We start from the raw sequence: 12,382 nt of genomic DNA on the forward strand, positions 1-12,382 counted from the left end.
CCGTAGGGGTCCGGCACCAGCGCCAGCTCGAGGGACGGGGCGTGGACGAAGAGGTAGCGGGAGGTGCACTCGAGGGCGTCGCGCACCGTCTCCGAGTGGCGGGCGGCGAGCGCGAGGGGGCCGAGCACGCCCGGGTCCTGCCGGGCGGCGACCCGCAGCCCCAGGTCGGGGCAGGCCAGCTCCCGGGCGGCGGTCTCCAGCACCCGCGCGACGGCCCGCTCGGGGACCAGGAGGTCGTCGGTGTCCAGGGCCGACCGGGGCAGCCCGGCGGCGTCGGCCAGGGCCTCGGCGTTCCCGCCGAGCTCCGCGACCGCGGCGCGGAAGCCGCGCAGACCCGCGGACCGGATGACCGTCATGTCGCCCAGGGTCAAGCAATCGTCGCGCAGCGTCAAGTCCTGGCGGGCGCGCCGGGCGATCCTGGAAGCATGCGAGCACCTTCCACCGCCAGCGAGCCGCCCCGCGAGACCCCCGGCGGGACCGACCACCGGGACGTCGTCGTCGTCGGAGCCGGACTGTCCGGCATCGGCGCGGCCTACCGCCTGCAGACCGAGCGCCCCGAGCTGTCCTACGCCGTGCTGGAGGCCCGGGACGACCTCGGCGGGACCTGGGACCTGTTCCGCTACCCGGGCGTGCGCTCCGACTCGGACATGTTCACGCTCGGCTACTCCTTCAAGCCGTGGCGGGACCCGCAGGCGCTCGCGGACGGCCCGTCGATCCTCGCGTACATCCACGAGACGGCGGAGGAGTTCGGCATCGACCGGCACCTCCGCCTCCGCACCCGGGTGGTCTCGGCCGACTGGTCCGGCGCCGAGCAGCGCTGGAGCCTGGGCCTCGAGGTGCGGGACGGGGACGGCACCGTCCACCGGCGCAGCATGACGTGCTCGTTCCTGTACTCGTGCGCCGGCTACTACGACTACGACCGCGGCCACGACGCCGCGCTGCCCGGCCTGGAGGACTTCGGCGGCCGGGTGGTGCACCCGCAGTTCTGGCCCGAGGACCTGGACTGGACGGGCCGGCGCGTGCTGGTGGTCGGCAGCGGCGCCACCGCCGTGACCCTCGTGCCGGCCATGGCGCGGACCGCCGCGGGCGTGACCATGCTGCAGCGCTCCCCCACGTGGATCAGCGCCGTGCCCGGCCTGGACCGGCGGGCCGACGCGCTGCGCCGGCTCCTGCCCGCGGGGCTCGCCCACCGGGTCATCCGCGCCAAGAACATCCTGTTCAGCACGGCCGTGTACCAGTTCTGCCGCCGCCGCCCGGCCGCGGCCCGGGCGTTCTTCACCTCCCGGGCCGCGCGCATCCTCGGCTCCGAGGAGCTCGTGGCCGAGCACTTCACCCCGTCCTACGACCCCTGGGACCAGCGATTGTGCGCGGTGCCGGACGCGGACCTGTTCAAGGCGCTGAAGCGGGGGCGGGCCGAGGTGGTCACCGGCACGATCGACACGTTCGTGCCCGAGGGGGTCCGGCTGAGCGGGGGCCGGGTCCTCGAGGCCGACCTCGTGGTCACCGCCACGGGCCTGCGGCTGCTCCCCTTCGGCGGGATCGTCCTGACCGTGGACGGGACGCCGGTGGAGCTCGCCGAGCAGTTCGTGTGGAACGGGGCGATGCTGACCGGCGTGCCGAACTTCGCGCTGTGCATCGGCTACACCAACGCGTCCTGGACCCTGCGCGCGGACCTCACCCACCGGCTGGTGTGCAGGGTGCTGCGGCACCTGGAGCGCCACGACGCCGGGGCCGTGGTGCCGCGCGCCCCCCGGGGCATGGCCGAGCAGCCGCTGCTGGACCTCAGCTCCGGCTACGTCCGGCGCGCGATCGGCGCCTTCCCGCGCCAGGGCGACCGGCACCCGTGGCGGGTGCGGCAGAACTACCTGCTGGACACCGCGACCACCCTGCGCACCCCGCTCTCCCGCACCCTCGACCTGATCCCCCGCACCGCGGCCCGCCGCGGCGCCCGCCCGCAGGAGGCCCACGCATGACCGACCGGCACGCCCCCGTCCCCGCCGCGGACTCCCCCGCCGACACCCCGGGGGCCACGACGACGACGGTGGAGGTCGCCGGCCGGCCCGTGCGCATCCGCCGCTCCGGGCCCGCGCAGGCGCCGCCGGTCGTGCTGCTGCACGGCATCGGCCGGAGCCTCGAGGACTGGTCGGCCGCCCACGACCTGCTGGCGCGGGACCACTGCGTGCTGAGCATGGACCTCCCCGGCTTCGGGCTCACCCCCGCCGGCGCGGACCGGCCGGGGCTCGGGACGTTCGCCCGCGCCGTGGTCGGCGTGCTCGACGCGCTCGGCGAGCAGCGGCCGGTGCACCTCATGGGCAACTCCCTGGGCGGCGCCGTGGCCATGACCGTGGCCGCCGAGCACCCCGGGCGGGTCGCGGGGCTGCTGCTCGCCAACAGCGCCGGGTTCGGCCGGGAGGCCAACGTCTCCCCCCTGCCCATGGTGTGGGCGGGGCTGTCCCGGCTGCCCGTGGTGGGCCGCCGGTTCCGGCCGCTGGCGCGGGCCGCCGCGGTGCGGTCGAACCAGAACTGCTTCTTCGACCCGGCCCTGGCCACCCCGGAGCTGCTGCGGCACGCGGCGCGGGTGGGCGCCCAGCCGGACTTCCGGGCCACGTTCCTGGGCACCTACCGGAGCATCGGGCTGCCGGTGATCGGCGTCCTGCCCGGCTGGCGGAGGGCCCTGCTGGAGAAGGTGCGGGCCTCGGGCCTGCCCGTGCTCGTGGTGTGGGGCGAGGCCGACGCCGTGCTGCCGGCCCACCACGCCGAGGCCGCGGCCGCCGCCCTGCCCGGCGCCCGGCTGCACGTCTTCCCGGACACCGGGCACATGCCGCAGATCGAGCGCACCCAGGAGCTGGTGGAGCTGGCCCGGGAGTTCGTGTCGTCGGTCGAGGCCTCGCGCGCCTCCCGCTGATCCCCGAGCCCACCGGAATGCCGCCGCGGGGTCGCCTCCGCGCCCAGCACACGCGGCGGGTCGCGTTCCGACGTTCAGCGCGGCATGTTCTCGCCGATGGCGACCCCTCGACCGACAGGGGCGCGACGACGGGTGGGCGCCGCAGCTGGCGGGCACGGCGGCCGACAGCACGGCGCTGCTCGCGCTGCAGGACTGACCCAGGATGCGCGCGGCACCGGTGCGAGCGGCTCGCACCGGTGCCGCGCCGTGCACGTGCCGCAGCCGCGGATCAGCGCTCGGGGACGGCGGCGTGCCGGTCGGCCGCCCAGGATCCGAGCAGCCGGAGCCGCTCGGCCGAGGGCGAGCCCGGTTCGGCGGTGTAGATCATGAGGACCTGCCCGGGCTCGGCGGTGACGGCCAGCTCCTCGTAGGCCAGCGTCAGCTCCCCCACCACCGGGTGGCGGAAGCGCTTGGTGCCGGTGCCGTGGGTGCGCACGTCGTGGGCGGCCCACAGGGTGCGGAAGGTCTCGCTGCGGGTGGACAGCTCCCCGACCAGGTCCTGCATCGCCCGGTCGTGCGGGTCGCGGCCGGCCTCGGCGCGCATGATCGCCACGCACATGCTCGCGAACACCTCCCAGTCCGGGTAGAACTCCCGGGAGGCCGGATCCAGGAACTGGAACCGGGCCAGGTTGGGGGTGCGTCCGCCGTCCCCGAGCAGCGGGGCGTAGAAGGCGCGCCCCAGGGCGTTGGTGGCCAGCAGGTCCTGGTGCTGGTTCCGCACGAACGCCACCCCGCCGGTGATCGCCTCCAGCGCCCACTGCAGCCCCGGCCGGGAGCTCGCCTGCCGCGACGCCCGGCGGCGCGGGCGCCGTGCGGCGGACACGCCGTCGGCCGCCCGCGCCAGGTCGAGCAGGTGCGCCCGCTCGGTCTCGTCCAGGCGCAGGGCGGCGGCGACCGCCTCCAGCACCGAGGCCGAGGCCCCGGCGACCGCCCCGCGCTCGAGCTTGGCGTAGTACTCCACGCTCACCCCGGCCAGGGCCGCCACCTCGGAGCGGCGCAGCCCCGGCACCCGGCGGTTGCCCCCGGCCGGCAGACCGGCCTGGGCCGGGGTGAGCTTGGCCCGGCGCGAGACGAGGAAGTCGCGGACCTCGGTGCGGTTGTCCATCCCGCCAGGATAGGGCGCGGCCGGACGGTGGAGCGTGGGGACCTCAGGGACGCAGCTGCGCGGCGGCGGCCTCGCGGTGGCCCGGTTCCCCGGACGCCAGGGCGAAGAGGGCGTAGTTGAGGGGTCCTGCGGCCACGAGGGCCTCGCAGCGGTCGGCGAGGCGGGGTTCGTGGCGGCCGGTGAGCTCCTCGTAGGCGCGGACGGTCGCCGCGAAGGACTCGGGCGGGGCGATGAGGTGCTGGTACATGAGGTCCAGGGCCGGGTCGCCGACGCCGGCCGTCGTCCAGTCCAGGACGGACAGGATGCGGCTGCTGTCGTCGAGCAGCAGGTGGGCGGGATAGAGCTCGCCGTGCGTGAGGACGGTGCGGCGCGGCCACAGCCCGTCGTCGTCGAGCCAGGCCCGCCACCGGGCCGCGAGCTCCGCGGCGACGTCGAACCCCCCGAGCACCCGCTCGAGGTCGGCCGCCCACCGCCGGCGCACCTGCTCGGGAGTCTCGGCGGAGACCCCCGCCGCCGCGGCGGCGGCGGGGTCGAGGCGGTGGAGGGACGCGACGACCTCCGCCAGGGACCGGGCGTGCTCCGGGGAGGCGGTGTCGTAGTGCCAGACCGGCTGCCCCGCGGCGTCGAGGGTGAGACCGGGCCGGCCGGGCAGCAGCGGATAGGCGACGAGCTCCGGGCCCGCGATCCGCCAGTCGGGCACCGCGACCGGGAGCCGCGGGCGCACGAAGTCCAGGATCCGCAGCTCGTCGGCCACCTTCGCCGCGACGTCGGGGCGGCGCGGGATCCGCAGCACCCACTGCTCGCCGGTCCCGGAGGCGGCGGCGAACGCCACCCGGTAGTCCAGACCCGCCTCCTCGAACCGGACGGTCCCCTGTTCCAGGTCCAGGCCGTGCCGCCGGGCGAGGCCGCGCACGTCCTGCTCGGTCGCGGGCTCAGGCGCCATCGCGCGCCCCCTCGGCGACCGGGTCGTGGCGCGGCGGGGTGCCGCCCACGAAGGAGCGCACCCACGCCTCGTCCTTGTACTGGGCGGGCACCGCGCCGCCGAGCAGCTCCCGGCCGAGCGCGGCCGCCCCGGGCGAGCGCTCCAGCGGCAGCGGGGCGGAGGAGGCGGCCAGCACGATGTTGCCGTAGCGGCGGCCCTTGAGCATCGCCGGGTCCGCCACGGCGGCGACGTGCTCGAACACCTCGGACAGCGCGGCGAGCTCGGCGCGCGCCCCGGCGAGGTCCCGGGTGTCGCCGCAGTTGAGCACGTACAGCCCGCCGGGGGCCAGGACGCGCCGCACGTGCCGGGCGAACTCCACCGTGGTGAGCGGCTCGGGGGTCACGGCGCCGGCGAAGACGTCGCGGACCACGACGTCCCGGGTGGCCGGACTCAGCGACTCCGTGACGGCGCGGGCCTCCCCCACCCGGATCCGCAGCAGGGGGGCGCGCGGGAGGTCGAACCACTCCCGGACCAGCTCGGCGAGCCGCCCGTCGAGCTCGACGACGACCTGCCGCGCCGCCGGGTGCGCGTGGGCGAGGTAGCGGGCGAGCGAGCAGGCGCCGCCGCCGAGGTGCAGCACCCGCAGCCGCTCCGGGTCCGGGCGGGCGGCGAGGTGGGCGTCCACGACCGCGGCGATCCAGCGCATGTACTCGAAGTCCAGCCGCTCGGGGTGCTCCGGGTCCACGTGGGAGGAGGGGACGCCGTTGACGTGCAGCACCCAGGAGCCGGGGGCGTAGGCGTCCGGGACGAGCTCGGCGGTGCCGGTCGAGATCTCGTAGCTCCCGGCCGCGGGGCCGGTGGGCCCGGCGGGCGCCGGCGCCGTGCGCGAGCGGCGGGACGCGCGGCTCACGCGGTCCCCGTCCGCAGCATGCGGTGCATGCGCTGCCCGGTCCAGGGCCCGCCGGCGGGGAAGGACTCGGCCAGGGCCCGGAAGCCGTGCCTGGCGTAGAAGCGCTCCGCGCGGGCGTTGCCGTCCATGATCCACAGGTACGCGTCCGCGGAGCCGATCGCGGCCTCCTGCAGGGCGGCGCCGAGGCCCGTGCCGTGGGCGGCCCGCAGCACGTAGAGCTGGAACAGCTGCAGCGGGACGAGCGGGGCGGGCACCCCGGCCCGCCCCTCCCACGCGGCGGGGGCCGGGCCGGCGGAGACCAGCCCGAGGGCGGCCCCGTCGTCGTCGACCGCGAGGAGGGTGCGCACGTGCGGGTCCGCGAGGAGGGCGAGGTCGTAGCCGGCGGTGCGCTCGGCCGCGGCCTGCTGCCGGTCGGCGAAGGCGTCCCCGAAGAGCGGACGGTAGGTCTCGTCGAGGCAGCGCAGGTGCAGGGCGGACCAGGCCCCGGCGTCGGACGGTCCTGCGGTCCGCAGGCGGACCGCCGCGGGGGCAGCGCTCAGGACTCTATGGCCTGCCGCTGGATCGCGGCCTCGAGGCGTTCGACCTTGCCCTGCAGCTCACCGGTGTGGCCGGGGCGGATGTCGGCCTTGAGCACGAGCGAGACCCGGGGCCCGTAGCGGCCCACGGCCTCGGTGGCGCGCTTGACGACGTCCATGACCTCGTCCCACTCGCCCTCGATCGTGGTGAACATGGCGTCGGTCTCGTGCGGCAGTCCGGACTCGCGGACCACGCGGACGGCGGCGGCGACGGCGTCGTGGACGGAACCGCTCGGGTTCTCGCCGCCGGACGGGGAGACGGAGAAGGCAACCAGCATGCCCCCATCCTCCCACCCGGCGGCGTCCGGGTGAACCCCGGGGACGACGACGGCCCCGCCGCCACGCGAACGGCGTGGCGGCGGGGCCGGCGGATCAGTCCGCGGGGTCGACCCGGCGGATCACTGGACGGATCACTGGGCGGTGAGCTGCTCCAGCACGGCGTCCTTGGAGGGATCCTTGGCGCCCTGGTTCCAGGGCATCTTCGAGAGCACGTTGGCCATGGCGCAGGTGTTGGACAGCGCGGAGTACGCGAGCCCGCCGCCGACGCCCGCGGCGACGGCGCGCAGCTTCGGGGAGACCAGCTGCCCGCCCACCACGCTCGCCAGCACGAGCGAGCCGGCGACCATGCGGACCTGACGGTCCATGGCCCAGGTCGAGGCGCCGCGGACGACCGCGCCGCCGGCCTTCTCGAAGTCGTCGACGGTGCCGTCGACGACGTAGGTGTTCTCGGTGCCGGCCGAGGAGAGGATGTCCTGGGCGCGGGTGGCCCGGGCGCCGGAGCGGCAGATCAGGGCGACCTTGCCGCCGAGGGCCGCGGCGATGTCCTGCGCGTGGTCGGCCACGAGGTCGACGGGGACGTTGTAGGCGCCGTCGATGTGCTCGGCGGCGAACTCGGCGGCGGAGCGCACGTCGAGGACGGCGACCTCCTCTCCGGACTCGATCCAGGACTTCAGCTCGGCGGGGGCGACTTTCGAGGTCATGCGGCAGTTCCTTCCGGGTGACGGTGGGTGTGACTCCATGATGCACTATACCCCCCTGGGTATGCAAGATCCCCCAGGGGGTATAGAATCGTCGGAGCAACCACCACACCCAGGAGCGCCCCGTGCAACTCGACCCCCAGGACCTCACCCCCACCATCAACCGGCTCAAGCGGGCCCAGGGCCAGCTCGGCGCCGTCATCCGCATGCTCGAGGAGAGCCGCGAGTGCAAGGACGTGGTGACGCAGCTCTCCGCGGTCTCCCGCGCCCTCGACAAGGCCGGCTTCTCCATCATCGCCACGGGCCTGGACCAGTGCCTGCGCTCGGAGGACCCGAGCCTCGACAAGGCCGAGCTGGAGAAGATGTTCCTCTCCCTGGCCTGAGCGGCCCCGCACCCGGCCCTCCGGCGGGTGGGCCCTAGACTGGGCACGGACCCAGCCCGACCGTCGGAGGACCCCGCCACCATGACCCAAGGCATCTACGTCAGCGCCATGACGCCGCAGTCCGGCAAGTCGCTCGTGGCCCTCGGCCTGGCCGACTCGCTGTTCCGCAAGACGGACCGCCTGGGCTACTTCCGGCCCGTCCACCTCGGGGAGACCCCGGCGGAGGACCCGATGGTGCAGCTGATGAAGCGCAACTTCGACCTCCCGGACGAGCGCTGCCGCGGCGGCATCTCCCTGGCGCGCACCCGGGAGCTGCTCGCCGCGGGGGACCACGACGAGCTCGACGCGATGGCCGTGACCGTCTACGGCGAGATGGCCCGGCACTGCGACGTGATCGTGGTGGACGGCACCGACCTCCTGGCGCACAACGCGGCCACCGCCGAGTTCGACATGAACGCCCGGATGGCCAACAACCTGGGCGCCTCCGTGCTGGCCGTGATCGGCGCCGACGAGTCCGAGAGCCCCGAGGACGTGCTCAACGCGGTCGAGGTCACCAGGGCCGAGCTGAACCAGGTGCGGTGCGACATCTTCGCGGTCATCGTCAACCGCGCCCGCCCCGACTGGGTGGAGCAGATCGAGCACAACGCCGCCCGCGGCGTGCGGGGTCTGCCCGTGTACGTCATCGCCGAGAACGAGGCGGTGGCCGCGCCGACCGTCGCCGAGCTGCGGGACAGGCACGGGTTCGGGGACGGCCCGTCCGCGGTCTCCCTGGACCGGGACGTCAAGGGCGTGAAGATCGCCGCGATGACCGTGGGCCACTACCTCGAGCAGCTCGCCGACGGCGACTTCGTCATCACGCCGGGGGACCGCTCCGACATCGTCGTCGCGTCCCTGGCCTCCGCCCTCTCCCCCGCCCTGCCCGTCCCCTCCGGGATGCTGCTCACGGGCGGCTTCGAGACCGAGGGGCGGATCCGGGAGCTCACCGCCGCGGCGCCGTTCCCCGTGCTGACCACCGGGCTGGACACCTACCGGGCCGCCCGGGAGGTGTCCCGGACCCGGGGCACCCTCTCCGGGGCGCACCCGCGCAAGGTCGCGGCCGCGCTCGGCGAGTGGGCCCGGCGGGTGGACGGCGAGGAGCTCGTGAGCCGGCTCGACCTGCCGCGCCCGGCCAAGCGCACGCCCCTGCGCTTCCTGCACGAGCTCGTCGAGACGGCCCGGGCGGACCGGAAGAACATCGTGCTGCCCGAGGGCGAGGACCCCCGCATCCTGCGGGCCGCCGAGATGATCCACCGCCGCAACTTCTGCGACCTCACGGTCCTGGGCGACCCCGGGCGGATCGCCCAGCTGTGCCAGACGGAGGGCATCAACCTCGACTTCGCCGAGGACGGGCTGACCCTCGTGGACTTCGAGCACGACGACGCGCTGCGCGAGAAGTACGCCGGGGAGTACGTGCGGCTGCGCGCCCACAAGGGCGTGCAGCCGGAGACGGCACTGGAGCGGATGCTCGACGGCTCCTACTTCGGCACCATGATGGTGCAGATGGGGGACGTGGACGGCATGGTCTCCGGCGCCGCGCACACCACCGCCAACACGATCCGCCCCGCCCTGGAGTTCGTGAAGACCTCCGAGGGCGTGAGGATCGTCTCCTCCGTGTTCTTCATGCTCCTCGAGGACCGCGTCCTGGTCTACGGCGACTGCGCCGTGAACCCCAACCCGGACGCCCAGCAGCTCGCGGACATCGCGCTCGCCTCCGCCCGCACCGCCCGCCAGTTCGGGGTGGAGCCCAGGGTGGCGATGCTGTCCTACTCGACCGGCGGGTCCGGTTCCGGCGAGGACGTGGACAAGGTCCGGACGGCCACCGAGATCGTGCGCGGCGCGGACCCGGGGCTCGAGGTGGAGGGCCCCATCCAGTACGACGCCGCGGTGGACGCCTCGATCGCGGCCTCCAAGCTGCCCGGCTCCGCCGTGGCCGGCCGGGCGACCGTGTTCGTCTTCCCGGACCTCAACACCGGCAACAACACCTACAAGGCCGTCCAGCAGTCGGCCGGCGCCGTGGCCGTGGGCCCGGTGCTGCAGGGGCTGCGCAAGCCCGTCAACGACCTCTCGCGCGGGTGCACCGTGGACGACATCGTCAACACGGTCGCGATCACCGCGATCCAGGCGCAGGGCATGTGACCCACCGGCCCACCGCTCGCACCGTCCCCGTCCCCATGCCCGTCGCCACAGCCCCAGGGAGTCCTCCATGCTCGTGCTCGTCGTCAACTGCGGCTCGTCCTCGCTCAAGTACCAGGTCCGGGAGCTCGAGGCCGGTGCGGACGGCGGGACGGTGCTGGCCTCCGGGCTGATCGAGAACATCGGCAGCTCGCGGATCGCGGACCACACGCAGGCGCTCGAGCTGCTCGCGGAGCGGCTCGAGACCGAGCTGGAGGGGCGCACGATCGACGCCGCGGGCCACCGCGTGGTCCACGGCGGCGAGCGCTTCTCCGCGCCGGTGCTCGCGACCAACGAGATCATCCGCGACATCGAGCGGCTGGTCCCGCTGGCTCCCCTGCACAACCCCGCCGCCGTCCTGGGCCTGCGGGCCGTCCAGAAGACGTGGCCGCACCTGCCGCAGATCTGCGTGTTCGACACCGCGTTCCACCGCACCATGCCCGAGCACGTGTGGCGCTACGCCGTGCCGGAGGAGTTCTACGAGCGGTGGGGGATCCGCCGCTACGGGTTCCACGGCACGTCCCACGACTGGGTGACAGGTCAGGCGGCGCAGTTCCTGGGCGTCCCGCGCGAACGGTTCAGCTGCGTGGTGGCGCACCTGGGCAACGGCGCGTCGGTGACGGCGGTCAAGGACGGCGCCTCCTACGACACGTCGATGGGCTACACCCCCCTGGCGGGCCTGGTGATGGGCACCCGCACCGGGGACCTGGACCCGTCCGTGGTCACGGCCGTCCTGCGCCGGGACCCCGGGATGACCCCCGAGCGGCTCGACGCCGTGCTCAACAAGGAGTCCGGTCTGCGGGCGATCGCCGGCGACCACGACATGCGCGCCGTCCAGGAGGCCGCCGACCGCGGCGACGAGCGCGCCGAGCTGGCCCTGGAGATGGCCGCCCACCGCCTGGCGAAGTACGTGGGCGGCTACCACGTGGCCGTGGACGGCGCGCAGGCGCTGGTCTTCACGGCCGGGATCGGGGAGAACGCCTCGGCCTTCCGCGCCCGCGTCTGCGGGCGGCTGGGCGCCCTCGGGGTCGTGCTCGACGACGACGCCAACGCCGCCCGCTCGCGGGAGGTCCGCCGGATCTCCGCGCCGGGATCCGCACTGGAGGTCCTCGTGGTGCCCACCGACGAGGAGCAGGCGATCGCGGCGGCGACCGCGGCGCTCGTCGCCGCCGGGACCTCCCCCGCCTGAGCGGATCCGGGCGTCACGCTCCGCCGCACCGGGGCCACGTCGCCGCCAGGTGTTCGCGAAGGCGATTCCAGCGGATAGGTTCGGTGCTGGGCCCTGCGCAGGGCCCTCCCCGTGTCAGGCCCGTGCGTCAGGAGGCACCGACGATGTCCCAGCAGCCCCACCAGCCCCGGGGCCACGGCGGCCCGCCGCCGCCCGGCGCTCCTCCCTACGCGAGGGCCCGCCCGCCCCGGCCCCCGGTGACGGCCGATCTGCGGCTGCTGCTTCGGCTCACCGTGGCGTCCTTCGTGGTCGCGGTCCTCGGCAGCGCGGTGGGGTACCTGGCGGCGCCCGAGCAGTACACCGGCCTGCCCGCAGGGGCGTTCGGGACAGTCGTCCTCGCCATCTCGCTCCTGTTCGGCCTCGGGTTCACCGCCGGGCTCTACGCCCTGGTGTACTTCCCGCTGCGCGAGCAGCGGCAGTGGGCGTGGATCCTCGGCATCGTCTTCGCGTCCATGGCGCTCCTGACCACCGTGGCCAACGCCGTGCTGCTGCTCGTGGTCCCGGCGGGCACGTCGATCGGGCTCGTGACGGGCGCGCTCAAGGCCGTCGTGGACGTGGCCTGGCTCGTGGTGGCCGCCCGGCCGGGCGTGCGGGCGGCACTGCGCTGAGCTCGCGGACCGGGACGCCGCAGCCCCGTCCTCAGGCCAGACGGCGGGCCAGCCGGTCCATGACGGCGGCCAGCCGGTCGGCGTCGTCGCCCTCGAGCGCACGGAGGAACAGCTCCTCGACGTCGCGGGCGTGGGCGGGCCGCAGGCGCCGGAAGGCGCGCAGCCCCTCCTCCGTGAGCTCGGCCTCGAGGCCGCGCGCGTCCTCGGCGCAGCGCCGGCGCCGCACCCAGCCGCGCTTCTCCAGCACGCCGATCTGGTAGCTGAGCCGGCTCGGGGAGAAGACCAGCCGCTGGGCCAGCTCCCCCATCCGCAGCCGGTGGTCCTCGGCGTTGCGCAGCAGCAGGAGCACCTGGTAGTCCATGAGCGAGCAGCCGTGCTCCTTGAGCCGCGCCTCGATCTCCGTGGTCAGCCGGGCGGTGGTCTCGAAGAACAGCTGCCACACGTCCCACGGGCGGGCGGCGGGCTCCGGCGCGGCCGCGGGCTCCGGCGCGGCCGCCGGGTGGCCGGTCACCGGCCGGC

General features: G+C 75.2%; 14 protein-coding genes. 6 read left to right on the forward strand and 8 right to left on the reverse strand.

Annotated features, from left to right (window positions below):
• On the reverse strand, positions 1 to 356 hold a 356-nt coding region (locus tag CRM73_RS15415; protein ID WP_229588353.1), incomplete at its 3' end, for an AraC family transcriptional regulator ligand-binding domain-containing protein.
• A gap of 69 nt (positions 357 to 425) precedes the next feature.
• Here CRM73_RS15415 and CRM73_RS15420 point away from each other — a divergent pair.
• Together CRM73_RS15420 and CRM73_RS15425 are read left to right on the forward strand one after the other, a co-directional pair.
• The gene (locus CRM73_RS15420) at positions 426 to 1,973 is read left to right on the forward strand and encodes an NAD(P)/FAD-dependent oxidoreductase (RefSeq protein ID WP_229588355.1); all 1,548 of its coding nucleotides are present in this window, start codon (positions 426 to 428) and stop codon (positions 1,971 to 1,973) included.
• Positions 1,970 to 2,905: an alpha/beta fold hydrolase gene (locus CRM73_RS15425; RefSeq protein WP_229588357.1), complete on the forward strand. Its 936-nt coding sequence runs from the start codon at positions 1,970 to 1,972 to the stop codon at positions 2,903 to 2,905. The genes CRM73_RS15420 and CRM73_RS15425 overlap by 4 nt, the downstream gene beginning before the upstream one ends.
• Positions 2,906 to 3,173: 268 nt before the next feature.
• Here the strand turns inward: CRM73_RS15425 and CRM73_RS15430 are convergent, their stop codons facing one another.
• The 6 genes from CRM73_RS15430 to CRM73_RS15455 all read right to left on the reverse strand — a co-directional run bounded on the left by CRM73_RS15430 (position 3,174) and on the right by CRM73_RS15455 (position 7,436).
• Entirely contained in the window at positions 3,174 to 4,049 is an 876-nt protein-coding gene (locus CRM73_RS15430) for a helix-turn-helix domain-containing protein (RefSeq protein WP_095649856.1), read from the reverse strand.
• A 43-nt stretch (positions 4,050 to 4,092) separates the two neighbouring features.
• Positions 4,093 to 4,992: a macrolide 2'-phosphotransferase gene (locus CRM73_RS15435; RefSeq protein ID WP_229588359.1), complete on the reverse strand. Its 900-nt coding sequence runs from the start codon at positions 4,990 to 4,992 to the stop codon at positions 4,093 to 4,095.
• Positions 4,982 to 5,881 carry a fused MFS/spermidine synthase gene (locus CRM73_RS15440; protein WP_229588361.1) on the reverse strand — a complete coding sequence of 300 codons (900 nt, stop codon included), beginning with the start codon at positions 5,879 to 5,881 and terminating at the stop codon, positions 4,982 to 4,984. The genes CRM73_RS15435 and CRM73_RS15440 overlap by 11 nt, the downstream gene beginning before the upstream one ends.
• Positions 5,878 to 6,228 carry a GNAT family N-acetyltransferase gene (locus CRM73_RS15445; RefSeq protein ID WP_017833002.1) on the reverse strand — a complete coding sequence of 117 codons (351 nt, stop codon included), beginning with the start codon at positions 6,226 to 6,228 and terminating at the stop codon, positions 5,878 to 5,880. The genes CRM73_RS15440 and CRM73_RS15445 overlap by 4 nt, the downstream gene beginning before the upstream one ends.
• A 188-nt stretch (positions 6,229 to 6,416) precedes the next feature.
• Positions 6,417 to 6,734, reverse strand: coding sequence for a thiamine-binding protein (locus CRM73_RS15450; protein WP_017833001.1), 318 nt, complete (start codon positions 6,732 to 6,734; stop codon positions 6,417 to 6,419).
• A gap of 132 nt (positions 6,735 to 6,866) precedes the next feature.
• The gene (locus CRM73_RS15455; protein WP_035925495.1) at positions 6,867 to 7,436 is read right to left on the reverse strand and encodes a rhodanese-like domain-containing protein; all 570 of its coding nucleotides are present in this window, start codon (positions 7,434 to 7,436) and stop codon (positions 6,867 to 6,869) included.
• 122 nt (positions 7,437 to 7,558) lie between these two features.
• Between CRM73_RS15455 and CRM73_RS15460 the strand changes: the two genes are divergently transcribed.
• From CRM73_RS15460 to CRM73_RS15475, 4 genes are all read left to right on the forward strand, one after another.
• On the forward strand, positions 7,559 to 7,816 hold the full coding sequence (locus CRM73_RS15460) for a metal-sensitive transcriptional regulator (RefSeq protein WP_017832999.1): 258 nt from the start codon (positions 7,559 to 7,561) through the stop codon (positions 7,814 to 7,816).
• 81 nt (positions 7,817 to 7,897) lie between these two features.
• Positions 7,898 to 9,991 carry a phosphate acetyltransferase gene (gene pta, locus CRM73_RS15465; protein WP_035925493.1) on the forward strand — a complete coding sequence of 698 codons (2,094 nt, stop codon included), beginning with the start codon at positions 7,898 to 7,900 and terminating at the stop codon, positions 9,989 to 9,991.
• A gap of 67 nt (positions 9,992 to 10,058) precedes the next feature.
• Positions 10,059 to 11,216, forward strand: a complete 1,158-nt coding sequence (locus CRM73_RS15470; protein ID WP_095649858.1) for an acetate/propionate family kinase — start codon at positions 10,059 to 10,061, stop codon at positions 11,214 to 11,216.
• Positions 11,217 to 11,359: 143 nt separating this feature from the next.
• Positions 11,360 to 11,863 (forward strand): hypothetical protein, encoded by a 504-nt coding sequence (locus CRM73_RS15475; RefSeq protein ID WP_095649859.1) that lies wholly within the window; start codon positions 11,360 to 11,362, stop codon positions 11,861 to 11,863.
• 31 nt (positions 11,864 to 11,894) lie between these two features.
• Here the strand turns inward: CRM73_RS15475 and CRM73_RS15480 are convergent, their stop codons facing one another.
• On the reverse strand, positions 11,895 to 12,374 hold the full coding sequence (locus CRM73_RS15480; RefSeq protein WP_370658551.1) for a MarR family winged helix-turn-helix transcriptional regulator: 480 nt from the start codon (positions 12,372 to 12,374) through the stop codon (positions 11,895 to 11,897).
• Positions 12,375 to 12,382 lie beyond the last annotated feature (8 nt).

Origin of the sequence: Kocuria sp. CCUG 69068 (assembly GCF_020833785.1) — a bacterium.
GTDB classification, from domain to species: Bacteria; Actinomycetota; Actinomycetes; order Actinomycetales; family Micrococcaceae; genus Kocuria; species Kocuria rosea.

Coding starts and splice junctions, on each gene's coding strand:
- CRM73_RS15420 (WP_229588355.1), top strand. CDS start 426: ATGCGAGCACCTTCCACCGCCAGCGAGCCGCCCCGCGAGACCCCCGGC.
- CRM73_RS15425 (WP_229588357.1), top strand. CDS start 1,970: ATGACCGACCGGCACGCCCCCGTCCCCGCCGCGGACTCCCCCGCCGAC.
- CRM73_RS15430 (WP_095649856.1), bottom strand. CDS start 4,049: ATGGACAACCGCACCGAGGTCCGCGACTTCCTCGTCTCGCGCCGGGCC.
- CRM73_RS15435 (WP_229588359.1), bottom strand. CDS start 4,992: ATGGCGCCTGAGCCCGCGACCGAGCAGGACGTGCGCGGCCTCGCCCGG.
- CRM73_RS15450 (WP_017833001.1), bottom strand. CDS start 6,734: ATGCTGGTTGCCTTCTCCGTCTCCCCGTCCGGCGGCGAGAACCCGAGC.
- CRM73_RS15455 (WP_035925495.1), bottom strand. CDS start 7,436: ATGACCTCGAAAGTCGCCCCCGCCGAGCTGAAGTCCTGGATCGAGTCC.
- pta (WP_035925493.1), top strand. CDS start 7,898: ATGACCCAAGGCATCTACGTCAGCGCCATGACGCCGCAGTCCGGCAAG.
- CRM73_RS15470 (WP_095649858.1), top strand. CDS start 10,059: ATGCTCGTGCTCGTCGTCAACTGCGGCTCGTCCTCGCTCAAGTACCAG.
- CRM73_RS15475 (WP_095649859.1), top strand. CDS start 11,360: ATGTCCCAGCAGCCCCACCAGCCCCGGGGCCACGGCGGCCCGCCGCCG.